Here is a 26,730-nt window from a genome sequence, read left to right as displayed (position 1 = left end):
CCGTGCCAGGGGGTGAGATGCCGCGATCGCGGAGTCAGCCGACCGCGCCGCCGGTCGCCGTCCTGCGGCGGTACGGGCGGGCACCACCGGCCGGGACCGGGGCGTCCGGCACTCGGGTGGCCGGGGCCACGCGCCGTCCGGCTCGCCCACCGCGGGTCTCGTCGACCATCAGGTCCACGCCGGCCAGCAGATCCTCGGCAGCGGCAGCGCGCCGCATCCGGTGGGCCGCGCTCCCGTCGACGAGGGCTTCCTCCAGCAGGGCGTGCACGGTGTCCCAGTCGCCGGACGCCTCCAGCGCCGGGCGCAGGCGGTCCCGCATGCGGCGCAGCACCTCGGCGGCGGGCGCGGCTCGCCGGGTCGCCGGGTCCACCAGGTCGCCCTCCAGGCCGGAGCGGGCCGCACGCCAGGTGGCGCCGCGGAGCCACTCGTGCCGGCCGTCGCACACCGGACCGTCGGCGTGCGCCAGCCGTTCGCACGCGTCGCGCACCAGTGCCCGGAAGAGACCGGCGACCAGTACGACCGTCTCCGCCCGCGGGCAGGCGTCGCAGATGCGGAGCTCCAGGGTGCCCTGATGGGCGGACGGCCGCACGTCGTAGTAGACCATCCCGGCGTCGCTGATCACCCCGGACGTGATCAGCTCCTCGATGGCGGAGTCGTATTCCTGCGCGTTCGCGTGGCAACCCGCCGGACCGGAGGTGGGCCAGCGCTGCCACAGCATGGTGCGCCAGCTGGCGTATCCGGTGTCCGCGCCCAGCCAGTACGGCGAGCTGGCGGACAGCGCCAGCAGTGGGGCGAGCCACGGGGAGACCAGGCACATGGCGCGTACGGCGGTGTCCCGGTCGGGCACGTCGACGTGCACCTGGGCACTGCAGATGAGCTGCTCGTCGGCGACCTTGCGGTACTCGTCGGCCATGTGCCGGTACCGGTCGTTCTCGGTGACGTCCCGGGGGCTGAGCCGGGCGAGCGGCACGGTGCCGGCCGCCACCACGGCCAGCCCCAGCGAGGAAGCCGCCGCGTCGAGCCGGCGCCTGGCCCCGGCCAGGTCCGCGTACAGGCCGTCGAGCGTGTCATGCACCTGGCTGTTGCTTTCCAGCGCCGACTGCTGCAGCTCCGTCGTGAAGCCAGGTCTGTCCAGACGGTCCAGAACGGCGCGGCCCCGTGGCACCAGGTGCCCGCTCTCGACGTCCACCACGTGGAACTCTTCCTCTGCCCCGATGCGCAACGTCACGCGTGTTCCCCTTGCCGAGTCAACCGGTCGGCCGCCGCAGCGCGAGCCGATCCGAGCGTCCGAATTCCCCGGTGCGTGCCGCACACGCATGCGGATTCCCACCGTGGCCACACCGCTCCCGTCGGTCACGGCAGTCACGGTCACGGCAGTCACATCGGTCACCACCCCGCGCCACACGGGCACAGGGCCACGAAGGCCTCGGGTGCCTCGGGGTGCGTCGGACGGAGAAGACGAGGCCCTGACCGTCGCAGACGACTCGTGCGGAAGACTCGTGAGCTGTGACGCTTGGTGCCGGGTGAGTCGGTTACTCGGCCGGTATGACTGACACACGCCCTCTTGCCCTGGTCACCGGCGCGTCGAGCGGGATCGGCCTGGAGCTGGCCCGGCAGTTCGCGCTGCACGGTTACGACCTCGTCGTGAACGCCGAGGACGAGCGGCTGGAGTCCGCCGCTCGGGAGCTGCGGGAGACGGGCGCGGAGGTCCGCGCGGTGCGCGCCGATCTACGGGCCGCCGAGGGACGGTACCGGCTGCTGGACGCGCTCGACGGGCTGACGATCGACGCCGCCGTCCTCAACGCGGGGGTGGGTCAGGGTGGCGCGTTCGTGGACACCGACCTCGTCGACGACCAGGAGGTCATCGACCTCAATGTCACCGCGACCGTGCGGCTGGCCAAGCCGCTGCTGCGGGCCATGGTGTCGCGTGGTGCGGGCCGGATGGCGTTCACCTCGTCCGTCGCGTCGATGATGCCCGGTGCCTTCCAGCCGGTGTACAACGCCTCCAAGGCGTTCGTGCAGTCCTTCGCGCAGGCGTTGGCGGAGGAGGTGAAGGACACCGGGGTGACGGTCACCTCGTTCATGCCGGGCCCCACGGACACGGACTTCTTCCACCGGGCGGGCATGGCGGACGACACCCGGATCGGCACGACGAAGAAGGACGATCCCGCGCAGGTCGCCGAGCAGGCGTTCGAGGCGATCGTGAAGGGCGAGACGAAGACCGTGGCCGGGTCGCTGAAGACGAAGGCGCAGGGGCTGGCGGGGAAGGTGCTGCCCGACGGGATCAAGGCGGTGGCCCACCGGCGGCTGGCGGAACCCGGGACCGGGGAACCGGACACCGAAGCCGGACCCGGCAAGGGCCACGAGTAACGGGAGCGAGGCGGGCGGGGGCGCGGACGTCGCCCGCGACCGAGGTGAGTCGGATCTTCCTGCGAGAAAGATCGCGTGCGCGTCCTCGCCTCCCTCGCGGCCGCCACCGTAGCCTGCGCCCCCTCCGCGCGCCCGCCCGCCCGCGGGTCCGCCCGGCGAGGCGGGGGCGCCCCGGCCCTGCCGCCGCACGACGCGGTCGACATCGTCTTGGCTGCGGAGGAGAGCCGGGCCCGGCACCGGCACACCTTCTTGCGGGCACGGCATGCACGCCGACCGGGACGGCGCTGCGAAACCCGTCGGGTCGGCTCACGTCATCCCCGCGTGGGCGCGCCCGGCGTTTTCAGGCAGCGGCGCGGAAGACGTACGCCGTCATGGGCGCGGTGACCGGTCCTGGGCCCAGGCGGGCCGTCACCTCCTGGATGACGGTGGTCCGTACGGCCGTTCCGTCGGCACACTCCTCGACGGCCGCTCGCACCGGTGTGCCGGTGAGGTAGCCGGTGACGAGGTCGGAGGTCGACCGCGCCCGGCCCTGAAGCGTCAGTTCCTGCTCGTCCTCGACGGTGAACCCGGCGGCCGTCAGGCCGGCGGCCACGACAGCGGGGTCGGCGCAACCGTGCGGAACCGTGCGGAAGAACTGCGGCGGGTCGGCCGGGAAGGCCCGCTCCAGTCCGGCCTGCAGCGCGGCTTCGAAGCCGTGCGCCGCGAGCGGGCCCCAGGTGTTGAACAGGAACCGGCCGCCCGGGGCCAGCACCCTGCGGACCTCGGTGAAGGCCTCGACGCGGTCGGGGAAGAACATCACGCCGAACTGGCAGACCACCAGGTCGAATGCCCCGTCCGGGAACGGCAGCCGCTGTGCGTCGGCCTGCCGCCACACCGCGCCGGGGACCCGGGTCGCCCCGAAAGCGACCATGGCCTCGTTCAGGTCGGTGGCCGTCACCTCGGCCACGGGTGCCGCCGCGAGCAGGCTCGCTGTCAACACGCCGGTTCCCGCCGCGAGTTCGAGGACCCGCCGGGGGTGAAGTGCCGTCGCCCGCTCGGCCAGGTCCTCGGCGAAGGGCCGGAAGACCACCGGCACGAGGTACTGCTCGTACGCCGCCGGCATGGATGCGGACCATCGCCGGTCGCCATTGCTTCCCGTCACCCTCGTGACGGTAGCGCCGAGGCGGGAAACCCTTCCCTTGCCGCGCCGTCACAGCCGGGCGGGGTCGGGGCCCGTGGCCGAGCGGGGCGCCGGCCGCCTCCACGGCGGGTGGTGGCCTGCGCCCGTCGTGCCGGTCCCCTGCCTGCGGAGGGTCGGGGCACGGCAGCCGTGGGGCTTCGGCCGACAACCTCACGCCCACCGGGTCGTCGGGGCCACGGACAAGGGTCCGCGGCTCGCCGTCCGGCGCCATGAGGACGACGGTTCCTCGAGAGGAAGTGGGCTCCCCATGGACCCCGGGGCGGCCGAGTGGGCTCCTGGGGTGCGGGAGACTTCGGAGCCGATCAGGGCGGGCCGGTCGTGGTTCGACGGCCCGGTCGTCCTCCTCCCCTTCGCCGCGCGGTCGGCGCCGGCCGGGACCCGGCTGCGGCGTCCGCGCACTCGCGGCACGGCGATCACGTGTCCCGGATCAGGGTGTCGTCACTCGTGTTCACACGCATGCGGTCGGTCGCGAGGGCTTGAGCCGTGACCGGTGCGCATTCCTGTATGTGGCGGCCGAGTACGCCGAGCATGATCACCTCACTGGCGAGCAGCAGGCGTTCGGTCAAGCCGATCAATTCGCGGCCGCCCGGGCCCGCCGAGAAGGCCATCAGTGCGGCTCCGGCCACGGCGACCGACGACAGGACGCGCAGCCACCGGACCGTTCGTCCCGCACGTGGTCCGGCGGTGAGCCGGCTGGCCAGGAGCAGCATGGCGGCCGGCAGTGCGGCGAACGCCGCGACGGAGGCGTAGCGGTGCACATACGCGGACCCGCTCAACTCGGTGGTCAGCGGGTCGGTCGGCACTACGGCGGCGATCACGAGACCCAGCCCCCAGACGGTCAGCAGGGCGGAGGGAAGACCGCGCACGGGCACGTGTCGCCTCCTCGCCACCATCACCAGCATCAGCGACACCAGGCCCAGCACGGCCATGGTGGACTCGATGGGGCCCCCGCGGTCCAGGGCAGCGAAGTCGCTGACGGTCAGGCCGAACGGGCTGAGTTCGGGGTCCGTGTCCGAGGGGGCCCACAAGGCCGCGCCCACGGCCAGCGCGACGGCGGTCCAGACTGTCGGGGCGAGTAAGCGGCCGATGCTGTGGCGACCCGGAGTGATCATGGCCCTATCCTCTGGCCGGGTGACCCACCGCACCACCGGCACCGACCCGGAAGCATCCCTGATCCCGATCCCCGACGTCAGTCAGGGACGCGGACGCGCACAGCGCGGTACGCGGGGGTCCGCGGGTCGGTGCGGCCCCGAGGGGCCGGTCACCGGCGCTCCGGCGTGGGTGCGTTGCCCGGGATGAACGCGGCAGAGGTCACGGGCGTCGGCCGCGCCGGAGTGCCGGTCAAGACCGTCGGCACACGGGTCCGGGCGGGCCGGCGCGGCGCCCCGCCGCGGTGGGCGGCCCGGCGGGCGGCGGACCGCCCACCGGGTTCCGGAGCGGGTCAGCCGCAGGTGCCGGCCGGTTTCCTCCGGGTGACCACATCGCTGACGCCGGTGGTGGCGTCGAGCCACAGCACCTGGGTGCCCGCGGCGGCCGCGGCCGACAACTGCTCACCCCGGTTGCAGGAGACCCGGCCGCGGCGCGGTGTCCCGTCGTCGGCGCCTGCCGGGAACTGCCACAACTTGGCCAGGTACTCGTTGCGCATCTCGGGCACCGGTGTCCGGGCCTCCATCGTGACCGCCTCCCGGGAGGCCGTCAGATCGCGGACGTTCAGGGCCGTGGGGCCGGTCTCCGGGCTGAGGTCGACGACGCCGGAGCCGTCGAGCGCGGCGCGGCGCAGGGCTGTCGTACCGTTCTGGTCGATCTCGTCCAGCAGCCAGTAGACGTACTCGCCGCTGATCGCCGTCGGGCCCAGACCGGCCCCGGGCGCGGCCTGGTGGACCACCGTGCTCTCGCCGGTCGCGACGTCCACGATCCGGGTCGCGTACTCGTACGTGCTCCCGCTCACCCGGCGCCGTGTCTGATAGGCAACCTTGCCGTCGCTCAACGACGGGAAGAACGCCTGACTGTAGGTGCCCCCGCCGAGCGACACCTTGTTCGCCGGGTCCTTCAGGCTCAGGTACGTCACCCCCCGGCGCCCGCCGTGATTGTGGTGCTCGAACGTCACGATGTCGCCCTCGACGTCCACCGAGGAGCCCACGCTCCGGCCCGACCACAGCGTCCTCACCGGGCCGCCCGCCAGCGGCCGGGCGAGCACCTCGACGGGACCGGAGCCGTACGCCACCCACACCACGGTCGTGCCGTCCGTCGCCGGGTTCACGTGGTAGCGGCCGTCGTTGGGGCTCATCAGCTTCAGCCGGCCCTTGCCGTCGGTGCGTCCGGCCCAAACGGAGTACGGTTCGGATCCCTCCTCGTTCGACTGGGAGGCCGCCCACCAGCCGCCGCCCGCGCCGAGCCGTGAGTCGTAGGTGTTGACGCGTTCGAGCAGGACGTCGGAGTCGATGCCGAGGGCCAGCTCCCAGTTCGGCACGATGCCGTGGGCGTTGAAGGCCCGCCGCACGGCCGTCAGGTCTCGCCCGGTGACGCCCAGGTCCTTGGCCGCCGCGAGCACGGCGGTCCTTCCCTCGGTGAAGCCGTCGAGCGGGGTGAGGTACTCGGTGAGCGCCTTGTAGACGATCCGGTCGGCCAGCGCGGGGCCGAGGTCCCGGCGGACGTCCCACAGCGCGCCGGCGAAGATGGTCGAGTTGAGGTGGACGCCGCCGTTGTCGGTGCCGAAGCCCACGCCGAGGAACGACGCGGTGGTGGTCCGCCCGTCGTCGAGGTCGCGGAAGGCGCACTCGCGCGGCGACTTGGTGCGGCACAGCGCCTCGCCCACGAGTCCCGAGTCCGGGCTGTCCATCGGGATGCCGAGCACGTCCGTCTCGACGGCGTTGCCGAAGTAGTCCGCGATCGCCTCGTTCAGGGCGCCGGACTGGCCGGCGTAGACGAGGTCGGCGGTGTGCTCGACGACTCCGTGCGTCATCTCGTGGCCGACGACGTCCAGTGCGGCGGCGAGGGGACGGTACTCGGCGTCGCCGGAGCCGTACACCATCTTGCCGCCGTCCCAGAAGGCGTTGACGTAGGGCTGTCCGTAGTCGGTGACCCCGACCAGGGAGTCGACCGTCATGCCCCGCCCGTCCAGGCTGTCCCGGCCGTGCCTGTTCTTGTAGTAGTCGTGGACCTGCCCGGCGGCCCAGTGCGCGTCCACCGCTCCCGCGTCGGTCGCCTCGGCGCCGAAGGCCGGGGTCGGCGAGGCGAACTCCTGGAGCGTCTCGGGCCAGGTCCCGGCCCACTCGCTGGCCCACTTGCCGCGCGCGTCCCAGGTGGTGATGGCGTTGCCGCCGTCCTCCGGGTGTCGGGAGCGGTCGCGCAGCAGGTAGACGCCGCGCTCTTCGTCGCGGGTGATGTCCAGGGCGACCGTCGTGCCGTCCAGTTTGACGCCCGAGCCGGCCTCGTCGGCGGCGGGGCCGGAGGGGAGGCGGCGTGCGCCCCGCGCGTCGTCGGCCGGCCGCTTGCCGTCGGCTGCGTTCGCGGCGCCGAACGTCTTGATACCGCTGTACTGGAGGACCGGGTAGCCGGCCCGCGCGTCGATGTACACCTCGCGCAGCACGGGCTCGCCGAGGGCCGGGTCGTCGCCGCGGACGGTGACGTGCCGGGTGAGCACGCCCGTACCGCTGGGCAGGACGACCAGGCCGTGGGAGGTGCCGGTGAGCGGCGGCGCCGACTCGTCAGGGCCGCCCTCCCGGTAGCCGGCGAACCGCTCGCGACCGAGGTCGTCCAGGACGGCGTCGACCGCGCGTTCCACCGCGAGCGCGTCGCCGACCTCGGCCGCGGTGTCCGTGCGCAGGCCGGTGAAGTACTTGCCGGACGTGCCGGTGACGACCCGTGAGCCGTTCGCCGCCTTCTCCATGCGGACGACGTACTCGCCGCCGAGGACCGGCACGCCCCGGTGCGTCTGCCGCAGCCGTACGGTCTCCTGGCCGCCGTCGGCGAGGGTGCCGGCGGGCTCCAGGTCGCGTCCGGCGTTCGCGATGCGGTACGTGTCGCGTCGTGCGGCGAGGTACGCGCGGGCCGCGTCCGCGGGGTCGCCCGCCGCGGGAGCCGGCTCCCGGATGCCCTCCACCAGGGCCGGCGTCTGCGTCTGCTGCCCGGGGATCACCTCTGCCGGGCTCGGCGGCGGTGCCGCCTCGGCCGCCGTCGCGGCGGCGGGGACCGCCGGGACGACGAGTGCGGCGACGCCCATCAGCGCCGCCGCACTCGATATGCCGGCTCTTCGTGCTCCGGGCCACCCCACCCGTCTGACGGAACTCGCTCTGGACCGACTCACAGTCCCCCCAATCCCCGAAGGATCAAGCCGGCGGAGGTCACCGCCGGGCGGAGCAATGAAACCCACGACGCGCCGAGTCCTCAACGGTGCGCAGGTTTCCACGGAACACTTCCGGCCCCGCCGGGGGTCGACGGAACGCGGCCGTCCGGGCACCCCCGTGCGACGTACGCGGAGCGGGACGCGGGCGGGGTGTGCGCGCCGCGGCGCCAGGACGTTCCACCGGCGAACCGGCGAACCGGCGAACCGGCGAGGGACGCAGCCGGTGTGTCCGGCGCCGCCGGCGCACAGCGGCTCCACGGTCGACGGCGTGGGCGAACTGGTCGGTTCCACGGCGAACGCGCCCCTCAGACAGCCGAGATGCCGGGTCTCCCTCTCTGGCCGGGTGACATCCGCGGATCCGCCACAGAGCATCCCGCATCCGCTTGTCGTGCCCTGCCGCGGGCCACACGTTCCCGGCAGCACCCGCCCTTGCCGGGGCCCCTCGTCGCCGCCGGTCGTCGGCGTCGCGGGCCTCGGGCACGGACAGTCGTCGGCACGCGGGGCGGCGAACCGTACGGGCCCGCCGCCGCGCCGGACCGGCCGCTCCGTCACCAGTCCAGCGGCAGGGTGGCGAGGTACCGGTCGAGCAGGCCGGAGATGATCCGGTGGTCGCGGAGCGAGGGGTGCCAGTCGCAGCCGAGCCGGTCCAGGCCGGGATCGTCGTAGTACCAGAAGCCGACCCGGCCGTCCCCCTGTGCGTTGCGGTCCCTGACGATCCCCCGGGCCGTGTCGGCGAAGGCGGTGCCGGCCACCGCGGTGGCGCTGACCACCAGGAACGTCGCCCTTCCGTAGCGGGCTCGCAGCTTGTCGAGGAAGCCGTGGTAGGCGCTCGCGTAGGCGGCGATCAGCTCGCTCTGCGCAGCCCACGGCTCGCCCGGGCGGAGGGGGGTCGAGAAGTCGTTGATGCCCAGGCCGATGACGACGACCTGCGGCCGCCAGGCGCGCGGCCTCCGCCAGACGTCGCCGGTGACGTTGAGCAGGGCCCGGTCGTAGTAGGTGCGGTAGTCGGTGCCGGGGTCGCCGCCGTTGTAGTTGCGGACCATGCCGCGGCCGGAGAACGCGTTCTGCTGGTGGTCGGCGTCGAGCTTGCGGGCGGTGAGGGCGCCGAAGGCGAGGTCCGCGTTGCTGTTCCGGTCGACTCCCCCGTTGGCCGAACAGTCGCGCGTGACCGAGACGTTGCCGTACCCGGCGGTGAAGGAGTCGCCGATGAACTCGATCTGCCTGCGGCGCGCGGCGGGGGCGGTGAGGAGTCGCCCTCCCCGGGCGGGGACGAACCCGCCGAAGCGGCCGACGGCCCACGGGCTCTCCGTGCGCTTGACGAGCCGCACGGTGTGCTCGGTGTCGGCGAGGTCCTCGACCCAGGACGTGGTACGTCCGGGAGTGACCAGTGTGCTGACGGTCGTTCCGTCGATCTGGACGTCGTAGTCGTTGACGGAGTCGTCGAGCACGATCCCGACGCCGGTGCCGCGGAAGCGGCCCTCGAAGGCGATGCCCGGCCAGGTGTACTGCACCCAGCCGTCGGCCGCCCTCTTGACCCGGCCCACCGTCCTGAATCCGGCGGAGGCGGCGGACGGCGGCGGGCGGTGGGCGGCGGACGCCTGGGCGGGAGCGGCCGCGGTGGCGCTGACGCCCGCGGTGACGCTCGCGGCGGCGGCCGTGAGCAGTGCCCGACGGGAGAGCTGGGGAGCGGTGCGCATGAGCGGTCCTTCCGGTGCCGGGAGATCTGCACGTGCGGTGGCGCGGGAGCGCTCCCATCATGGCCCTGCCGGTGTGACATGGCGAGGGGGCGGTGGCGGCGGGTGCGGAACCACGCGGTGTGTGCCACCGCCCTGACGCGTCCGGTCCCGGCCCCTTCGTGTGTCGTGGAAGCGCCCGTGCGCACCAGGCGGACGCGGGAGTTGCCGGGAGTCGTCCCTTGCGATGCGCCGCGCTCGGCGTGGAGCGATACCCGGTGCACGACCGCAGACGCGGCCTCGCTGCGTCCTCGTACCGCGAGCCGGGTTCAGCCGAGGATGCCGCGGTCGTACGCCACCGCCACCGCGGCCGCGCGGTCCCGCACGCCCAGCTTGCCGTACAGGTGGGTCAGGTGTGTCTTGACCGTCGCTTCGCTGATGAAGAGTTCCCGGGCTATCTCACGGTTCGAGGTGCCCTTGGCGACCAGGGCGAGCACCTCGCGCTCGCGGGCCGAGAGCGTCTCGCCCGTCGGCACGGCGGGTTTCCTGATGGCCGAGACGAGGCGGGAGGCGACGGCGGGCGACAGGACGGCGCGTCCTTCGGCGGCGGCTCGGACCGCCGCGAACAGCTCGTCACGGGGCGCGTCTTTGAGCAGATAGCCGGTGGCGCCCGCCTCGATCGCGGGGATCGTGTCGGAGTCGGTGTCGTACGTGGTCAGCACGAGGACCTTGGCGCGGGCGCCGCGCCGGGTGAGCTCGGCGATGGCGTCCACCCCGCTGCCGGCCGGCATGCGGAGGTCCATGAGGACGACATCCGGGTCCAGGCGCAGTGCCTGTTCGACGGCCTCGACACCGCCCGCCGCCTCGCCGAGGACGTCGAAGCCCGGTTCGGCGGCGAGCATGCCGCGCAGGCCGTCCCGCACGACGGGGTGGTCGTCGGCGATCAGGACGGTGATGATCTGGTCAGTCATGGCGCACCAACGGTACGCGAGCACTGATCGCGGTGCCTTGGGAAGGTTCCGACTCGACGGCGAGGGTGCCCGCGACGCGCTGGGCGCGGGCCCGCATCCCGTCGAGGCCGAAGCCGCCGCTGCCGGTGCGCGGCGGTACGGCGAGGGGGCTGAAGCCGCGCCCGTCGTCCCGTATGTCCAGGGTGACCTCGTCGCCCATGTAGGACAGCGTCACGCCTGCGCGGCCCGCACCGGCGTGCCGGGCGGTGTTGGCGAGGGCTTCCTGGGTGATCCGCAGCAGGGTGGCGGCGATCTCCTCGTGCAGGGGCTCCTCGGTGCCGGTGACGGTGAACCGGGCGGTGACGCCGGTGCGTGCGGACCACTGGGCGACCATCTCCTCGAGTGCTTCGGGGAGCGTGTGGTGTTCCAGGGCGGCCGGGGAGAGGTTGTGCACGGAGCGCCTGGCCTCGCCGAGGGACTGGCGGGCCAACTCCTGGGCACGGTCCAGGTGTTCGCGGGCCACTTCCGGGTCGGTGGTGGAGGAGGCCACCTGGAGCTGAGCGATGATGCCGGTCAGGCCCTGGGCGATGGTGTCGTGGATCTCGGCGGCGAGGCGGCGGCGTTCGTCGGCCACGCCCGCCTCCCGTGCCTGGACGACGAGCTGGGCGTGGAGAGCGGCGTTCTCGGCGAGCGCCGTCTCCAGGGCCTGGATGGTCTCGGCCCGCTCCTCGGCCTTCTCGGCCTCCTTCGCCTCGAGGTGGGTCATGACGGTGACGAGCACCGTGTGGAGGAGGAACAGCCCGCCGAAGAGCAGCCAGTTCACCAGGGAGGTGGGCGGCAGTCCGCCGGACTGGGAACCGGCCATGATGACGGCGGTGACCAGGAGTCCGGCCCGGGCGGCGCGTGGCGGCAGCAGCCGTCCGGCTTCGAGGTAGCCGAGGAACGCGTAGATGGAGAACAGGGGGTTGAGCCAGGTGAGTGCGAGGGCGAGCACGGTGCGCAGCGTGAAGTAGACGTATCCCGCGGTGGTGCCCCCGGGCAGCACGCCGTCGCGGACGCCGGTGCCGGCCTCGGGCGTGCGGACGGGGTCGCCGCTCCGGGTGCCGCTGTCGGCGGCGTCCGTCGTGGCGTGGCGGGCCAGCAGGCGGGGCACGGTCCGCGTCCACCACGCCTGGAGGGCCAGTGAGGCCGGCACCAGACCTCCCGCGAGGTACATCTCCGGGCGGGTCATCACCGCGTCGGCGGCAGCGGCCGCGATGAGGGTGGCGAGGCCCAGGAGGACGTACGGGCCGTACCGGAAGAACTGCGCCCAGCGTTCCTCGACCGTCGTCGGGTCGGGGCCCCGGGCCGTCGTCCTCATGCCTGCGTGTCCTACTCCCACTTGAACCAGCGTCGGGCCGCGGTGGTCAGCAGCACCGTCCACAGCGCCATGACCCCGAGGTGCGTCCAGCTCGGCCAGTCGCCCGCGGCGGCCGTGTCGAGGGCCTGCGCGGCGGCACCGAGAGGAGTCAGTCCCACGATGCGCCGGAGGGCGTCGGGCATGGCCGCGACGGGCAGCCAGACGCCGGAGGTGAACATGGCCGGGAAGAACACCACCGACCCTACCGCCTGCGTGATCTTCGTGGTGCGGCTCACGGCGGACACGGTGCCGCCGAGAGCCAGGGTGGCCAGGGCGGCAAGCGCGAAGGCCAGCAGGTACCCGGGGAACTGGCGGGGCAGGGCCACGTCGAACACGATGCGGCCCACCGTGAGGGCGAGCGAGGCGGACAGGGCCGCGGCGGCGCCGTGCAACACGATCTGCGCGCCGATGAGTGCGCCCGGCCGCACGGGTGTGGTGGACATGCGGCGCAGGATGCCCCGCTCGCGGTAGCCGGTCAGGACCGGCGGCATGGCCTGGATGCCGGCCATGATCACGGTGAGCAGAACGGCGATGGGGACGTACAGGTCCACGACGCGCAGGCCGTTCAGGTCGTCCGACGGCTCCCGGAAGGACGGGATGGAACCCAGGATGCACAGCAGGACCGTGGGGAAGGCGAGGATCCACACCAGGGCGGCGGGTTCTCGCAGGAAGAGCCGTGCTTCGGCCCGCAGGACGGCGGTGGCGCTGCCCTTGACGGCGGTGGCGCGGGTGCGGGCGGCGAGGGTGGCGGTCATGCGTCCGGTCCCGTCAGGTCGAGGTAGGCGTCGTCCAGGGTGGCCTCGGTGATGCGCAGTTGACGGGCGGTGATCTTCTGCCCGGCGAGGAACGACAGCAGCGCGTGGACCGTTTCGTCGGTGCCGTCGACGACGATCCGGCCGTCGTCCTCCTTCACGGATGTGACCGACGGCAGGTCCGCCAGCGGCCGGGTGTCCAGCGGCGCCGAGGGACGGAAGGAGATCGCCATGCCGCTCCTGGTCCGGCCGATCAGCCCGGCCGGGGTGTCCAGCGCGGTGACGCGGCCCTTGTCGAGCAGGGCGATCCGGTCACACAGGCGCTGTGCCTCCTCCATGAAGTGCGTGACCAGCAGCACGGTGACACCGCTGTCGCGGACGTCCTCGACGAGCTGCCAGGTGTCGCGGCGGGCGCGTGGGTCGAGCCCGGTGGTCAGCTCGTCCAGGACGACGATGCGGGGGTTGCCGATCAGGGCGAGCGCGATGAACAGCCGCTGCTTCTGGCCGCCGGAGAGCTTCGCGAAGCGGGTGCGGAGCCGGTCGGTGAGTCCGAGGCGTTCGGCGAGGGCGTGCCAGTCGGCGGGTTCGGGGCAGCAGGCCGCGTACAGCTCCAGCGCCTCCCTGACGGTGATCTTGGGCTGGAGTTCGCTGTCCTGGAGCTGGGCGCCGAGGATGCGGGTGAGGGGGCCGCGGTCGGTGGCGGGGTCGTACCCGGCGACACGGACACTGCCGCTGTCGGGGCGGCGCAGTCCCTCCACGCACTCGACGGTGGTGGACTTGCCGGCACCGTTGGGGCCGAGGATCCCGAAGATCTCCCCCTCCTCGACGGCGAAGGAGACGCCGTCGACGGCCTTCCTGCCCCCGTACGCCTTGTGCAGGCCGCTGACTTGGATGATCGACATGTGCAAGAGCATGCCGGGGCAGCGCGGAGGGGGACATCGGCCATCGCGCTCGAAGCGGCATCAGCCGATCGGTTGATGGCGGGGTACCTCCGCGGCCCGGTTCCGGTGCCTGTCCGGGATGCCCCGGCCGGAGGTGCCGCATCCCGGTGCGCCTGTGTGACGTGGCTCACTTCCCGGGTGTCGGGGGGCGGGTGTCCGCGAGCATGGCCGGCATGGACTCTCGTTTCGTCGGCATCGCCGAGCTGGCCGAAGTCCCGGCCGTGGCGGTCGTGGTCGACGTCATGCGTGCCTTCACGGTGGCGGCCTGGGCCTTCGCGCAGGGGGCGGAGCGGATCGTTCTCGCCGAGTCGCTGGACGAAGCGCTGGCGCTCAAGGCGCGCCACCCGGATTGGGCGGCGCTCAAGGACGGGCCGCCCGCGCCCGGGTTCGACATGGTCAACTCGCCCGGGCTGCTGCGGTCCGCCGACCTTCGCGGGCGGACCGTCGTGCAGAAGACCACGGCAGGGACGGTCGGCGCCCTCGCGGTCAAGGACGCGTCGCTGGTGCTGTGCGCCGGCTTCGTGGTGGCGGAGGCCACGGCGCGGCTCCTGCGGACCCGCAGGAGCAGCGGTGTCACGTTCGTGGTGACGGGTGAGGACGGCCAGGCCGAGGAGGATCTGGCGTGCGCGCAGTACATCGCTCGCAGGGCCACCGAGGCCGGGACGGACGCGACCGCGTTCCTCCGTCGCGCTGCCGGGTCACGTGCCGCCGCCGAGCTGGCGCAAGGCGTACGCCAGGGGGCTCATCCCGACGACGTCGCACTGTGTCTCGAGGTCGACCGGTTTCCCTTCGCCATGGTGGCGGCCCTGGAAGGCCCCCTCATGGTCGTCCGCCCGCGTGCCGTGCCCCCGCCGGCCGGCGATGCCGTGATCTGATCGCCGGGTTCTGCCCTCCCCGCGCGGGTCCCAGCGCCGAGCCGGGTCGGCGGTACGGCGTCACCGCCCGCTCCGACGGCGGTGGTCCGGCGTGGGCGCAGTCGGGCGGCCTCGGCCGTGCGGGCCGTGGCTTCGCGAAGCCGAAGGGTCCTTCGCGGCCGGGCGGCGAGCCGGGACGGGCCCGACCGTGCGCGCACCGTACGGGCCCGGCACGGACGTGGGTCCGGGGCGGGTGCCGTAGCACGCCGTGCGGTGCGGCACCCGCCGCGCGGGCGGGGGTTGGGCGGTCCGGCGAACGGGCCCGCGCGGTCGGGGCACCGAGGCGCGCGGTTGCGCCGTGGCTTCGCGCTGCGGCTCAGGGCCGCCTCCGGAACGGGGCGAGCGTGGCGCGCACCAGGTCGGCGGCGCCCCAGTCGGGGTCGAACTGGGCTGTCACGGCCAGGTGCTGGCGCAGCTGGATGATGGGCATGCGTTCGCGCCAGCCGCGGTCGAGCCCGGTCAGCTCGGCGTACAGCTCGAAGAAGCCGTGCGCCTCGGGCGGCGGCGCCGTCGTCCACAGGTGGGCCAGGTCGACCTCGGCCCAGGTGTAGGAAACGGCCGGGTCGATCAGCGCGGGCCGCCCGTCGGGGGCGGCCATGACGTTCTGTGCCCACAGGTCGCCGTGCGTCAGGCACGCGGGTTTGACCGGCAGCAGTTCCGGCAGCCGGTCGCACAGCCGCTCCAGCGCCGCCCGGTCCGCGGGGTCGAGCGCCTCCCGGACGCGCCGCTCGCCGAGCCAGCGCAGCAGGCGGTGCTGGGCGAAGAACTCGAACCCGTCGTCGTTCCAGGTGTTGACCTGCCGACGGCGGCCCAGCCAGTTGTCCCGGTGCCACCCGAATCGGGGGTGCCGCGTGGTGGTGTGCAGGCGGGCGAGCGTGCGCGCGAGCTGCTCCCAGAAGGCCTCGGTGGCCGGCCGGGGCCGCAGCACGGACAGCACGAGCAGGTCTCGGTCCGCGAGGACGATCTCGGGGGTGGCGACGCCGCCCGCTTCGCGCAGCGCGGTGAGTCCTTCGGCCTCCGCGGTGAAGGCCTCGTCCGACGGCGGCTCGCCGAACCCCTTGACGAACACCGACGTGCCGTCGGTGCGGCGTGCGAGCCCCGCGGTCGCGGCGAGGCCTCCCGTGGCCGGCTCGACGGCGACGACGTCGCTCAGTCCGGCCGCGTGCAGGCGTTCGAGCAGGAAGGGCGGTGCCTGTGTCACGGGTGTGCTCCTCTTCGTCGGTGGCGCGTCACGGCATCCGGACCGGGTCGTCAACTGCTCATTGTGCGGGCCGGGTTGGTTCCGCACCCGCCCAACGCCGCCTCGGCGGACGCCTGTCGGTGTGTGGCGTGGCGGGGCCGGGTACCGTGGAGCCGGCGCGGGGTTCTGACGGAGTGACACGGATGCGGCGTGCGGGTGTGCGCGGGGGCGGTGGCGCGACACACTGATCAGGCCGGCTCGTGGACACCGGGGCGGGGTTGTCGTGGTCCCATGCCGACGGCGACGCCTGCCGCGACGAGCAGGGCGCCCGTGACATCGGCGGGACCCGCGTGGCCGAGGCCGAGCGCGACGGTGGTGAGCAGTGCGCCCACCGGTACCAGGCCGGCGAAGAGGCCCGCGCGGTCGGCGCCGAGGCGGCGCAGCGCGTCGTACCAGAGGAAGAAGGCGGCAGCGGTGACGATCGCGCCGAGGTAGGCGAACGCGGCCGCCTGGCCGGGTGTGGGCAGTCGCAGGGAGGCCGTGCCGTCCAGGGTGAGACCCGCCGCCAGGAGCATGGGTACGGACAGGGCGGCGGGGTAGGCGGCGACCCTCAGGGGGCCGAGTCTGGGCAGGAGCGGGACGGCCAGCAGGGAGAAGGCCACCTCGCCGGCGAGTGCGCCGAGGGACAGCAGCAGGCCCTTGACGCTGCCGGAGCCGAGGCCGGCGGCGACGGCCGTGCCGAGTGCCACCACGATCGCGGCGCCGACGGAGCGGGGAGCAGGGCGCCGGCGTTCCAGCAGCGGCCCCACGAGGGCGAGCACCAGCGGGACCGCTCCGACCACAGCGGCGATCATGGCGGGCCCGGCGTGCCGGGTGGCTTCGACGAGGAAGACGTTGAACCCCGCCAGGCCGGTGGCGGCCAGCGCGATCAGCAGCCCGATGTCCCGTGCGGTCAACCGCACGCGCGGCAGCCGCCGGTGGCCCGCGACGGCCAGCAGGATCGCCGCCGCGAGGGCATAGCGCAGGGCCTGTCCCGTGAAGACCGGATAGTCGGCGATGGTGGCGGACACCGCGGTCGAAGTGCCGACGAGCAGCATCGCCGAGGCGGCGCCGGCAGGGGCGGTGGAGGTTCTCACGCGGCGTGCTCCGGCGACGTCGCGGGGGCGGGCGAGGCGGCCAGGACCGTGCGGGTGACGCGTTCGGCGACGGCCGCGACCAGGGTCCGGGGGCGGCGGGGTGTCAGGTGTGCGGCCAGGGCGTTGCCCAGTCCGGGGGCGACGTAGCCGCGGTCGCGCTCCAGCGCGCGCAGCGCGGCGCGCACGACGGGCTCCGCGGTGGTCATGGAGCCGGTGACGGCCGCCCGGCGGGTGCCGATGGTGTCGAAGAAGGCGGTCTCGACGGGACCGGGGCACAGGGTGAGCACGCGGATGCCACGCCGGCGGTACTCCTGGCGCAGGGCGAGTCCGAAGTTCAGCACGAAGGCCTTGGCCGCACCGTAGACGGCGAAGTACGGGGCGGGCTGGAAGGCGGCGTTGGACGCGACGTTGACGACCGCCCCGCGGCCGCGCTCCAGCATGCCGGGCAGGAGTGCGTGGGTGAGGTCGACGAGGGCGACGACATTGACCATCAACTGGTCGTGGTCGCGGGCCGCGGGGATCTCCTCGAAGCGGCCACAGGTACCGAATCCGGCGTTGTTGACCAGCAGGTCGACGCTCAAGCCGCGGGCGGTCAGCCGCTCGGCGATGCGGCGGGCCGCGTCCGGCTCGGCGAGGTCCTGGACGAGCACGTGGGCCTGGACGCCGTGCTCGGCGGTCAGCCGCTCGGCGAGGGCGGCGAGCCGGTCTCCGGAGCGCGCCACCAGGATCACGTCGTGTCCCTGGGCGGCGAGCTGCGCGGCGAACTCCGCGCCGAGGCCGGACGACGCTCCTGTGACGAGGGCGGTGCTGTGCACGGGTTTCTCCTTCAGCCGAGAGCAAGTGGGGGAAGTATGTATCGCCAACTCACTGAACCGCAACAGGCTTGTTGCAGATATCGGAGACCTGCATCACGGATGTATGGTGTTTGCGGGCAAGCGGTCCAGCAGGAGGCGTGATGAGTGAGACGGCGGGACGACGATCGCTGCGGGCGGACGCGGAGCGCAGCGTGCGCGCGATCCTGGAAGCGGCCGAGCGAGTGCTCGCCGAAGAACCCGGCGCTTCCATGGAGCAGATCGCCGCCGCCGCGGGGGTGGCCCGCACGACGATCCACCGGCGGTTCGCGAACCGGCAGGCACTGCTGGAGGCGCTGGCGTCGTCCGCCGCCCGCCAGCTCGCCCGGGCGGTGGACGACGGCAGGCCGGACACCGCGCCGCCGCTGGTGGCGATGCACCGGATCACGGCCAACGTGCTGCAGGTCAAGAGCGCCTGGGCGTTCGCCCTCGAGCTGCCGGCCGACCCGGACAGCGAGGCCGCCGCCCTCCACCAGGACATCGCCCGCAAGTGCGTCGCCGTGCTGAAGCGGGCCCAGGACGACCAGCTCATCGACGGAGCGGCCGACCTCGAATGGGTGCGCCGGGTCTACTACGCGCTCATCGGGGAGTCCCTGCACGGCGACGCGGACGGCGCCGACCCGGACGCCCTCGCCACCCGCATCATCGACACCCTGCTGCACGGCGCCGGCCCGCGCGCCTGAGCCGAGAGCCGCGGCCAGGAACGGGCGCGCGCCCCCGGAGCAGCACCGGGGCGGCACCCGACGGCACCGACGTCCCGGGCCGGTCCGGCGGCGTACATCCGGCGGCTCGCCCTCGGCGGCGCGGCGGTCGGTGCCCTGTGCGTGCCGGGCCGCCGGATCGGCACGGCGATCGACTCGTCCGCGACACGGCCGTCCGCTCCCCCGCGCAGGACCTCGCCGCACACGGCTTGTCCGAGCCGGACTACGAGGTCCTCAGCACCTTGTCCGAACGCCCCGACGGCACCAGCACACTGCGCGAACAGGCCGCCAGGACGGGGTGGTCACGCAGCCGGCTGTCCCGCCACGCCACCCGCCTGGAAGCACGCGGACTCATCCGGCGCGCACCGGACCCCGCCGACGGGAGGGGCTGCCTCCTGGTCCTCACCGCGACGGGATGGGAGGCCTTGCGGGAAGCAGCCCCGACCCATCTCGTCTCCGTGCGACGGCACTTCATCGACCGGTTCGACCCCGGGGACCTTGCGGCGCTGGGCCGCATCACGGAGAAGATCACCGGCGGTCCCTGAAGGAGCCTCGTCGACCAGGACGGACCCGCGGGCGGGCATGACGGTGCCGTGGACCGCGAAGCGGCGGTGGGGGCCGACGCACGGCAGCGGGGACCGGCGTCGCCGCGGCGCGGGCCGGGTCCTCGGCACCGTCACGCGTGCTGTACACACGCGCCGGGTCCTCGGCACCGTTACGGGTGCTGTACACATGCGCCGGGTCCTCGGCACCGTTACGGGTGCTGTACACATGCGCCGGGTCCTCGGCACCGCTGCACGTGCTGTACACATGTCCGGTGACCGCATCTCAGTTCCAGATTCGCTGTGTTGCCGAGCAAGAGTTCGTTCCCTGGGCGCGCATGATCGCCGACACGTACGGCCTGGACCGCTCGGAGGAGGAGCTGGCCGGTCAGCGAGCCGCGACGGACCTCGCGCGCACCCTGGCCGTGTTCGAAGAGGGCGAGCCCGTTGCCGGGGCCTCCGTGTACAGCCGGCTGCTGACCGTGCCCGGCGGCATCATGCCCGTGGCCGGGATCGCCTCCGTGGGCGTGGCCCCGAGCCACCGCCGCCGCGGCATCCTCACTGCGATGATGCGCGCCCAGCTGACCGACCTGCACGAGCGGCGACGGGAGCCGATCGCCGCGCTCCGTCCCTCCGAGGCCGGCATCTACGGACGGTACGGCTACGGCCCCGCGACCGCCGGGAACCGGATGCGCTGCGACCGGCGCGCCATGCGGTTCCGCCCGGACACCGACTTCGGTGACGGGACCGTCCGGCTGCACCGCGCCGACCGTGCCCGCCCTCTCCTCGAGGAGGTCTACGACCGGGTCCGCACCGCCACGGTCGGCTGGCCCGACCGGCAGCCGGCCCACTGGGCGGTGCGCCTCGCCGATCATCCGCACCGGCGCGGCGGCGCGACCTCGTTCCGGTTCCCCGTGCACCAGGAGCCCGGCGGAGGCGCCACCGGCTACGCGCTCTACCGGCACACCTCCGTCCCGGACGGGTCCGGCAGCAGCGCCGCGGTGGTGGAGGTGCTGGAACTGGCGGCGTGCTCGCGCCAGTCGTACGCGGCACTGTGGCGCTTCCTCGCCGGGATCGACCTGGTGACCCGGATCGACTACGAGGGCGCCCCGGACGAACCCCTTCCCCACCTGCTCACCGAGCCCCGAGCCGTCCAGGCCGCACCGGTGGACCGCCTCTGGCTGCGGCTGGCCGACGTCGACAGGGCCTTGGCCGGCCGCCGTTACAGCCTCCCGCTGGACCTGGTACTGGACGTACGGGACGACTTCTGCCCCTGGAACAACGGGCGGCACCGGCTGCGGGCCGAAGCGGGGGATGCCCACTGCGAACCCACGAGCGCTCCGGCCGACCTGCGGCTGACGGCAGCGGAGCTCGGCGCCGCCTTCCTCGGCGGCACCTCGCTGACCACCCTCGCGGCCGCCGGCCTCGTCGAGGAACTGCGGGAGGGCGCACTTTCGCGCGCCTCGGCGGCCTTCCGCGGCGAACGCGAACCCTGGTACCCGGGCGGTTGGGCCTTCCCGCTCTACTGAACAGCCTCCCGGCACCACTGCCGCGGACAGCCGTGCCGCGGAGGTGCCGCCGACGACTACCTCCGCGGCATGGCGAGTGGCGATACTACGCATGGGCGGTGGACCGGACCGGGGGGTTGGGTATGTCGGGGGCGAGATCCCATGAGCGGGGCAGCCGGTCACGTGGAGAGCTGATCCGGCGTCGAGCACGGGCCCGTTTCGTCGGGCGGCGGGCCCAGTTGTCCCTCTTCGTGCGGAACCTGGCCAAGGACCCGGAGGACGAGGTCAGCCCGGCGGAGTTCTTGTTCCACGTACGCGGGGTGGGCGGAGTGGGCAAGTCCACGTTGCTGCGGGAGTGGCAGGAGCGGGCCCGGGCCGCCGGCGCCGTCAGCGCGGTGGTGGACGAGGGTGATGTCCACGGCGTGGAACAGGCGTTGGTGGAGGTGGCCCGCCAGCTGGCGGAACAGGCCGGGCCGCTCAAGGAGTTCGACCGGGCGGCTGAGCAGCACCGCAAGGAGCAGGAGGCCGCGGTCGAGCCGGGTCCCATGGAAGGCGGCCCGGACGCCGTGGCTCAGGGTGGGGACCGGTCGCGCAGCGGTGTGCGGGCTCGGGGACGCCGGGGGCGTGGCGGTGACGAGAGCCGGGTGCGCCGGGCGTTCGTGACCGAGCTGGGCAAGCTGTGCGAGCGGTACGAGTGGGTGGTGCTGTTCTTCGACACCTGGGAGCGGACCGGCCGCTACCTGGACGGCTGGCTGCGGGCCCTGCTGGAGGACGAGTACGGACCCCTGCCCACCAATGTCATGGTGGTGCTGGCCGGCCGTGACCAGCTGGCGGAACGCGAGTGGGGGCCTTTGCGCGCGCAGGTGGTGGACGTGCCGCTGGAGGTGTTCACCGAAGCGGAGACGCGCGCGCTGCTGGCCGCGCGGGACGTGACCGCACCCGATGTGGTGGACGCGGTGTTCCAGTTGTCGATGGGACTGCCGCTGCTCGTCGATCTCTTGGCGCACGCCCGCCCCGGCGCGGCGGAGGACGTGGACCCGGACGGGGACGTGGTGGACGCGGCCGTCGAGCGTTTCGTGCAGTGGGTCACGGACGCCAGGCAGCGCGAGGCCGTACTGGCGTGCGCGCTGGCCCCGCACCTCAACAAGGAGGTGTTCGACGCCGCCGCACCGGAGGACGCCAGGGAGCTGTGGGAGTGGCTGTGCAGGCAGCCCTTCGTCAGCGGTCACGGCGGCTTCAAGCAGTACCACGCGGTGGTGCGCGCGAGTATGGTGCGCCGCCAGCGCACCCACTCACCCCAGCACTGGATGGCTGCGCACCTGCGTCTCGCCGACACGCACGCCGCCTGGCGCGCCGCGGCCGCGCACGGCCTGTCCGAGGAGAAACGCTGGAGCGACGCCCGGTGGCTCCGTCACCACGTGGACGAGACGTACCACCGGTTGTGTGCCCAGCCGACCGCCTCATTGGGAAGAGCGCTGGAGCAGGCGGTTCATGCCGCCGGGCAGGACACGGCGGCTCTGCGCCAGTGGGTCGGCAACCTCGAACTGGCCGCCCGCGACACGGCTGAGCCCACGCTCGTCTCCTGGGCCGGCCGCCTCCGCACCGCGGTGGCGAGCGCCGACCCGGCCCTGGAGTGCCTCACGGCACTGTTGTCACACGGCCCGCTGGATCTCACGACCCGGGCGTGGTGCCACACCTACCGGGGCAGGCGCCTGTACCACCTCGACCGCAACGAGGAGGCGATCGCCGAGCTGGACCGTGCCGTCGCCGCCGATCCGCGCAACGTCCGTGGCTGGGTGTACCGCGGTGAGGCGCACCGCTGGCTCAACCACCTCACTCAGGCTCTCGCGGACTATACGACCGCTCTCGCTCTGAGCCCCGACGACGCGTTCCTGCTCGCGAAGCGGGGGGAGACCTACTGTGCGGACGAGCGCTATGACGAGGCCATGGCCGACCTCACGGGCGCACTCGAACTCGACCCCGCGCTGGCATGGGCACTGGTCGCGCGTGGTGAAACCCACCGGATGGCGGGCCGGTACGACGAGGCCGTGACCGACCTGACTGCCGCGATCACCCTCGACTCCTCCTACACGTGGTGTATGACGGCCCGGGGACAGGCTCACCGCCAGGCCGGCCGGTACGACGAGGCCATCACCGACCTCACCGCCGCCATCCACCTCGACCCCACCGACGCCTGGGCCTTCGCCCAGCGGGGAGAGGCGCATCGCGAGGCCGGCCGCTATGACGAGGCCATCACCGACCTCACCGCCGCCATCCACCTCGACCCCACCGACGCCTGGGCCCTGTGCGGCCGTGGCGAGGCCCACCGGCAAGCCGGACGGTACGACCAGGCCATCACCGACCTCACCGCCGCGATCGAACGCGACTCCACCCTCGCCTGGGCGTTCGGCTGCCGTGGCGAGGCCCACCGGCAAGCCGGACGGTACGACGAGGCCGTCACCGACCTCACCGCCGCCCTCCAGCTCGACCCCGCCTACGCCTGGGCCCTCGCCAAACGAGGCGAGGCACACCGCCAAGCCGGACGGTACGACGAGGCCGTCACCGACCTCACCGCCGCCCTCCAGCTCGACCCCGCCTACGCGTGGGCGTTCGGCAGTCGTGGCGAGGCCCACCTCCAAGCCGGACGGTACGACGAGGCCGTCACCGACCTCACCGCCGCGATCGAACGCGACCCCGCCTACGCCTGGGCCCTCGCCAAACGAGGTGAGGTCCACCGCCAGGCCGGACGGTACGACGAGGCCGTCACCGACCTCACCGCCGCACTCGAACTCAACCCCACCCAGGCTTGGGTCCTGGGCACCCGCGGGCAGACGCACCGCCAGGCCGGCCGGTACGACGAGGCCGTCACCGACCTCACCGCCGCCGTCCAACTCGACCCCGCCTACGCCTGGGCCCTCGCCGAACGCGGAGAAGCACACTTCCAGGCAGGCCGGTACGACGAGGCCGTCACCGACCTCACCGCCGCCGTCCAACTCGACCCCGGCTACTTCTCCGCCCTCGGTAACCGTGGCGAGGCCCATCGGCAAGCCGGCCGGTACGACGAGGCCGTCACCGACCTCACCGCCGCACTCGAACTCGACCCCACGTCCGCATGGGCCCGCACTCTGCGCGGAGAGGCACACCGCCAGGCCGGCCGCTACGACGACGCCGTCACCGACCTCACCGCCGCACTCGAACTCGACCCGGCCAACACATGGGCCCACGCCCTGCGCGGAGAGGCCCACCGCCAGGCCGGCCGCTACGACGAGGCCATCACCGACCTCACCGCCGCACTCGAACTCGACCCGGCCAACACATGGGCCATCGGTCTACGAGGCACCGCTCGCCGGCAGGCCGGGGACCTCCCCGGTGCCCGTGAGGATCTGGAGCGAGTCGCCTCCTCCCCCGACACTTCGACCTTCCTCTTCGAGAGGCTCATTCTGGACACGGTGGAAACCGGGGCCGCCGCCTGTGCCGAGCAGTGGACCGACCTGTTCGCCTCTCCGCCGGAGGCGCTGGACGACAACGTCAGCAGATTCCTCCCGCTGTTCCGCGCGTTGCTCGTCGACCACGACGTCGACATCGCCGTGGCCACCGAGGTGTTCCTCACGGCGACCCCGGAGCGCGATGCCGTCACCGACCTGCGCCACTACCTCGTCGAGTTCTCGGCCCTCGGCGGTGAGCCGGCGGACCGCGCACAGCGGTGCCGCCGGCTCGTGGACGACTGGCAGCGGCCAGGGGCGGATACCGAGCCGTGAGCTGCGCCCGCCGCGAGCCGGCCGACCGGGACGACGCGTCGGGAGGGTCAGGGGGTGAGGGTCCACTTCTGGTTGGCGCCACCGGTACAGGTCCAGATCTGCGCCCGGGTGCCGTCGGCGGAGGAGTTGCCGGTGATGTCCAGGCACTTGTCGGCTGCGGTGTTGACCAGGTCGTGCGTGGCCGCGTCATAGGTCCAGCGCTGCGCCCCGGTGCCGTTGCAGGTGTAGAGCTGGACGCGGGCACCGTCCGCGGTCGAGCCGCCGGTGACATCGAGGCACTTGCCGAGCGCCCGCACGCTGCCGTCGGCCGCGACCGTCCAGCGCTGCGCCGCTGAGCCGTTGCAGGTGTGGAGCTGGACGGCGGTGCCGTCGGCGGTGGACCCCGCGGCGACGTCCAGGCACTTGCCCGCCAGGCCGGTCAGGGTGCCGGTGCGCTCCGCCGTACCGCCCGTTCCCGCCCAGGTGAACGTCGCGGTGGTACGGGCGGGCAGGGTGTAGGTGAAGGACTGGCCGGCCCAGTCGACTCTGACCGACTGCGCGGTGGTGCCGCCGTTGTGGGCGATGAGTGCCTTGGAGCCGTCCGGGTTGCGCCAGGCGACGTTCTGCACGGTGCTGTTCGCCGTCGAGTCGATGCGGTACGCGCCCGGCCGGACGAATTTGGTCAGGTGGCCGGTGGTGTAGTACTCGATGGTGTAGTCGACCTGCCCTGCCCGTGCGCCGCCCTCCTGCACCGTGATCAGGCCGGTGCAGGTGCCGCATCCGCCGTTGTGCGGGCCCATGTTCTGGTTGAGCGCCAGACTCCACTTGACCAGGCTGCCGCTCCAGTTGCGCGCGTAGTTGACGATGTCGGCGAGGTCCTCGTTGTGCTGGTTGGCGATCCACGTACCGCCGGAGTGCTCGGTGCTGAACTGCTTCACCGTCGGATACTGGTTGTGCACCTGGGTTCCGACGGCCGGGTCCCCGAAGTAGCCGTGCCAGGCGATGCCGCCGAACAGGGGGTCGTTGCGCACGCCCGCGTCACCGAGGACCGCGGCGCCGAAGCCGGCGTAGTCGCCATAGTTCCAGTCGTGCACCAGCACCTTGGTGGTGATGCCAGCGGCCCGGAAGGCGGGGTAGACGTGGTTCTTGGTGAACTCCACCAGGCCGGACGGGTTCCAGCTCATGCCGGGGTAGTTCATGGCCGTGGGGTTGGCCGCCTGGCAGCAGTTGGGTTCGTTCTGCACCGAGATGTAGTCGATCCTGACGCCCGCGGCCTGGTAGCTCTGGATGTACTTGACCAGGTACTGGGCGTACATGGGGTAGTACTCCCACTTCAGCCAGCCCATCTGGTCCATGCGGCCGTTGTCCTTCATCCAGCCCGGCGCGCTCCACGGGACGCCCTTCACCCTCAGCGCCGGGTTGAGCTGCTTGGCCTGCGCGGTGAGCAGCCGGACGTTCGTGTCGTAGCCGTTGGCGCCGAAGTCGGAGAGGTCGCAGCAGGTGTCGTCCAGTGAGACGTGGCCCGGCCGGGACAGGTCCGATGCTCCGATGGGGTTGCGGACGAACGACAGCCCGATGCCGTCGGTGGGCGAGAAGAGCTTGCGCATCACGGCGTCGCGGGTGGCCGCGCTCACGGCTCCGCCGCGCAGCAGATGGGCCGTGGTGTCGGTGATCGACGCACCACCGCCCTCGAACTGCTGGTAGGTGACGTTCTCGTTCACGGTGATCGTGTGAGCGGCCGTGCCGCCCGCCGGGCCGAACGCCAGGGGCGCCTGCGGGGCCAGGCCGCGGGTGACTGTCCGGCCGCCCGCGTCGGAGGTGGTGGTGAGATGGACGTCGACGCGCTCGCCCGCCGCCTGTGCGGTGCCGGGCGAGGTGAGGACCAGCGCGGTCGCCATCAGGGCGCCGGTCAGGAAGGCGGCGAGGGGGCGGGAGCGTGCCCGTCGACTCGCGGCTGCGCGCGGAATTTTGAGGTGCACCTGACAAATCCTCTCTTGGGGGGAGAGCGTGCCGCGCTGCCGCACCTGCCCGGGTCGTCGGCCCGGCCCGCACGGGTCCCGCAGGGCGGCAAGTCTTTCATTAAGCCGTGAACTTAGGGCGGGGGTGAGCGCCCGTCAACCCCTGCCGCCGGCCACCCGCCGGTCCGCCGCAGCAGTGCCCCGGTCACGACGTCGGCCCCCGAGACCATGAATCCGGTCTCGGGGGCCGACATCTCTCACACAGTGCCCGGGTCAGTGGGCGGCCTGGCGTCTCAGTCGACGATGAAGCGCTCGACTCCCGCTTCGCCGAGCGAGTCCAGCGCGCCGAGCTGCGCGGCCGCCGCGGCGATCTGCTCGTACTCCGTCCGCGAGATGCGGATGCGGTACGAGGCAATCACTCGCGCCAGGTCGTCGACGGCCAGTTCGGCCTCGTCGTTGTCGACCATGTGGACGACCGATCGCAGGGCCCCCGCGGGACCCTTCTCCCCGGCCAGCCGCCCCGCGATGCTGCGGGCGGCTGCCCGGACGAGGGCATCGGGCGCGTCGGGCGCGTTCATCTGCTGGGACAAGAG

The 26,730-nt window shown here is 73.2% G+C and carries 20 protein-coding genes; 6 read left to right on the top strand and 14 right to left on the bottom strand.

Annotated features, from left to right (window positions below; translation table 11 throughout):
* Nucleotides 1–34: 34 nt before the first annotated feature.
* Nucleotides 35–1,228, bottom strand: a complete 1,194-nt coding sequence (locus SGLAU_RS31310) for a glutamate--cysteine ligase (protein ID WP_244315292.1) — start codon at nt 1,226–1,228, stop codon at nt 35–37.
* Between the two features lie 317 nt (nt 1,229–1,545).
* Between SGLAU_RS31310 and SGLAU_RS31305 the strand changes: the two genes are divergently transcribed.
* On the top strand, nt 1,546–2,370 hold the full coding sequence (locus tag SGLAU_RS31305; RefSeq protein ID WP_043505946.1) for an SDR family NAD(P)-dependent oxidoreductase: 825 nt from the start codon (nt 1,546–1,548) through the stop codon (nt 2,368–2,370).
* Nucleotides 2,371–2,710: 340 nt separating this feature from the next.
* Here SGLAU_RS31305 and SGLAU_RS31300 read toward each other — a convergent pair whose 3' ends face one another.
* From SGLAU_RS31300 to SGLAU_RS31265, 8 genes are all read right to left on the bottom strand, one after another.
* Nucleotides 2,711–3,472 (bottom strand): class I SAM-dependent methyltransferase, encoded by a 762-nt coding sequence (locus tag SGLAU_RS31300; protein WP_043505945.1) that lies wholly within the window; start codon nt 3,470–3,472, stop codon nt 2,711–2,713.
* A gap of 491 nt (nt 3,473–3,963) precedes the next feature.
* Nucleotides 3,964–4,662 (bottom strand): DUF998 domain-containing protein, encoded by a 699-nt coding sequence (locus tag SGLAU_RS31295; protein WP_052413993.1) that lies wholly within the window; start codon nt 4,660–4,662, stop codon nt 3,964–3,966.
* Nucleotides 4,663–4,991: 329 nt separating this feature from the next.
* Nucleotides 4,992–7,772 (bottom strand): M4 family metallopeptidase, encoded by a 2,781-nt coding sequence (locus SGLAU_RS31290; RefSeq protein ID WP_052413992.1) that lies wholly within the window; start codon nt 7,770–7,772, stop codon nt 4,992–4,994.
* Between the two features lie 671 nt (nt 7,773–8,443).
* Nucleotides 8,444–9,592, bottom strand: coding sequence for an SGNH/GDSL hydrolase family protein (locus SGLAU_RS31285; protein ID WP_052413991.1), 1,149 nt, complete (start codon nt 9,590–9,592; stop codon nt 8,444–8,446).
* A 305-nt stretch (nt 9,593–9,897) separates the two neighbouring features.
* Nucleotides 9,898–10,539, bottom strand: coding sequence for a response regulator (locus SGLAU_RS31280; RefSeq protein WP_043505942.1), 642 nt, complete (start codon nt 10,537–10,539; stop codon nt 9,898–9,900).
* Nucleotides 10,532–11,878, bottom strand: a complete 1,347-nt coding sequence (locus SGLAU_RS31275) for a sensor histidine kinase (RefSeq protein ID WP_043505941.1) — start codon at nt 11,876–11,878, stop codon at nt 10,532–10,534. The genes SGLAU_RS31280 and SGLAU_RS31275 overlap by 8 nt, the downstream gene beginning before the upstream one ends.
* An 11-nt stretch (nt 11,879–11,889) precedes the next feature.
* Nucleotides 11,890–12,672: an ABC transporter permease gene (locus SGLAU_RS31270; RefSeq protein ID WP_052413990.1), complete on the bottom strand. Its 783-nt coding sequence runs from the start codon at nt 12,670–12,672 to the stop codon at nt 11,890–11,892.
* The gene (locus SGLAU_RS31265; protein WP_043505940.1) at nt 12,669–13,571 is read right to left on the bottom strand and encodes an ABC transporter ATP-binding protein; all 903 of its coding nucleotides are present in this window, start codon (nt 13,569–13,571) and stop codon (nt 12,669–12,671) included. Before SGLAU_RS31265 ends, SGLAU_RS31270 begins: the two co-directional genes overlap by 4 nt.
* Nucleotides 13,572–13,783: 212 nt before the next feature.
* Here SGLAU_RS31265 and SGLAU_RS31260 point away from each other — a divergent pair, with 212 nt between their 5' ends.
* Nucleotides 13,784–14,485, top strand: coding sequence for a 2-phosphosulfolactate phosphatase (locus SGLAU_RS31260; RefSeq protein WP_318536233.1), 702 nt, complete (start codon nt 13,784–13,786; stop codon nt 14,483–14,485).
* A 355-nt stretch (nt 14,486–14,840) separates the two neighbouring features.
* Here SGLAU_RS31260 and SGLAU_RS31255 read toward each other — a convergent pair whose 3' ends face one another.
* From SGLAU_RS31255 to SGLAU_RS31245, 3 genes are all read right to left on the bottom strand, one after another.
* The gene (locus SGLAU_RS31255; protein WP_043505939.1) at nt 14,841–15,725 is read right to left on the bottom strand and encodes a fructosamine kinase family protein; all 885 of its coding nucleotides are present in this window, start codon (nt 15,723–15,725) and stop codon (nt 14,841–14,843) included.
* A gap of 227 nt (nt 15,726–15,952) precedes the next feature.
* Nucleotides 15,953–16,840, bottom strand: coding sequence for a DMT family transporter (locus SGLAU_RS31250; protein ID WP_208868965.1), 888 nt, complete (start codon nt 16,838–16,840; stop codon nt 15,953–15,955).
* On the bottom strand, nt 16,837–17,655 hold the full coding sequence (locus SGLAU_RS31245; RefSeq protein ID WP_043505938.1) for an SDR family NAD(P)-dependent oxidoreductase: 819 nt from the start codon (nt 17,653–17,655) through the stop codon (nt 16,837–16,839). The genes SGLAU_RS31250 and SGLAU_RS31245 overlap by 4 nt, the downstream gene beginning before the upstream one ends.
* Before the next feature lie 140 nt (nt 17,656–17,795).
* Between SGLAU_RS31245 and SGLAU_RS31240 the strand changes: the two genes are divergently transcribed.
* The 4 genes from SGLAU_RS31240 (at nt 17,796) to SGLAU_RS31225 (ending at nt 24,200) form a co-directional block, all read left to right on the top strand.
* Complete coding sequence (locus SGLAU_RS31240; protein ID WP_043505936.1) at nt 17,796–18,374, top strand: TetR/AcrR family transcriptional regulator; 579 nt, start codon at nt 17,796–17,798, stop codon at nt 18,372–18,374.
* 227 nt (nt 18,375–18,601) lie between these two features.
* Entirely contained in the window at nt 18,602–18,937 is a 336-nt protein-coding gene (locus tag SGLAU_RS31235; protein ID WP_412556254.1) for a MarR family winged helix-turn-helix transcriptional regulator, read from the top strand.
* A 254-nt stretch (nt 18,938–19,191) separates the two neighbouring features.
* Nucleotides 19,192–20,463 (top strand): GNAT family N-acetyltransferase, encoded by a 1,272-nt coding sequence (locus SGLAU_RS31230; RefSeq protein ID WP_318536238.1) that lies wholly within the window; start codon nt 19,192–19,194, stop codon nt 20,461–20,463.
* 122 nt (nt 20,464–20,585) lie between these two features.
* Nucleotides 20,586–24,200, top strand: a complete 3,615-nt coding sequence (locus tag SGLAU_RS31225; protein ID WP_043505932.1) for a tetratricopeptide repeat protein — start codon at nt 20,586–20,588, stop codon at nt 24,198–24,200.
* Nucleotides 24,201–24,247: 47 nt separating this feature from the next.
* Here the strand turns inward: SGLAU_RS31225 and SGLAU_RS31220 are convergent, their stop codons facing one another.
* Both SGLAU_RS31220 and SGLAU_RS31215 read right to left on the bottom strand, forming a co-directional pair.
* A complete protein-coding gene (locus tag SGLAU_RS31220) occupies nt 24,248–26,077 on the bottom strand; it encodes a ricin-type beta-trefoil lectin domain protein (RefSeq protein WP_052413988.1) in 1,830 nt (609 codons plus the stop codon).
* Between the two features lie 353 nt (nt 26,078–26,430).
* Nucleotides 26,431–26,727 carry a hypothetical protein gene (locus SGLAU_RS31215; protein ID WP_159072820.1) on the bottom strand — a complete coding sequence of 99 codons (297 nt, stop codon included), beginning with the start codon at nt 26,725–26,727 and terminating at the stop codon, nt 26,431–26,433.
* Nucleotides 26,728–26,730 lie beyond the last annotated feature (3 nt).

It is taken from the genome of Streptomyces glaucescens (assembly GCF_000761215.1).
Lineage (GTDB): Bacteria > Actinomycetota > Actinomycetes > Streptomycetales > Streptomycetaceae > Streptomyces > Streptomyces glaucescens_B.
This window is presented reverse-complemented; position numbering and strand designations above follow the sequence as displayed.

Coding starts and splice junctions, on each gene's coding strand:
- SGLAU_RS31295 (WP_052413993.1), bottom strand. CDS start 4,662: ATGATCACTCCGGGTCGCCACAGCATCGGCCGCTTACTCGCCCCGACA.
- SGLAU_RS31305 (WP_043505946.1), top strand. CDS start 1,546: ATGACTGACACACGCCCTCTTGCCCTGGTCACCGGCGCGTCGAGCGGG.
- SGLAU_RS31285 (WP_052413991.1), bottom strand. CDS start 9,592: ATGCGCACCGCTCCCCAGCTCTCCCGTCGGGCACTGCTCACGGCCGCC.
- SGLAU_RS31265 (WP_043505940.1), bottom strand. CDS start 13,571: ATGTCGATCATCCAAGTCAGCGGCCTGCACAAGGCGTACGGGGGCAGG.
- SGLAU_RS31300 (WP_043505945.1), bottom strand. CDS start 3,472: ATGCCGGCGGCGTACGAGCAGTACCTCGTGCCGGTGGTCTTCCGGCCC.
- SGLAU_RS31270 (WP_052413990.1), bottom strand. CDS start 12,672: ATGACCGCCACCCTCGCCGCCCGCACCCGCGCCACCGCCGTCAAGGGC.
- SGLAU_RS31260 (WP_318536233.1), top strand. CDS start 13,784: ATGGACTCTCGTTTCGTCGGCATCGCCGAGCTGGCCGAAGTCCCGGCC.
- SGLAU_RS31220 (WP_052413988.1), bottom strand. CDS start 26,077: ATGGCGACCGCGCTGGTCCTCACCTCGCCCGGCACCGCACAGGCGGCG.
- SGLAU_RS31240 (WP_043505936.1), top strand. CDS start 17,796: ATGAGTGAGACGGCGGGACGACGATCGCTGCGGGCGGACGCGGAGCGC.
- SGLAU_RS31225 (WP_043505932.1), top strand. CDS start 20,586: ATGTCGGGGGCGAGATCCCATGAGCGGGGCAGCCGGTCACGTGGAGAG.
- SGLAU_RS31280 (WP_043505942.1), bottom strand. CDS start 10,539: ATGACTGACCAGATCATCACCGTCCTGATCGCCGACGACCACCCCGTC.
- SGLAU_RS31290 (WP_052413992.1), bottom strand. CDS start 7,772: ATGGGCGTCGCCGCACTCGTCGTCCCGGCGGTCCCCGCCGCCGCGACG.
- SGLAU_RS31275 (WP_043505941.1), bottom strand. CDS start 11,878: ATGAGGACGACGGCCCGGGGCCCCGACCCGACGACGGTCGAGGAACGC.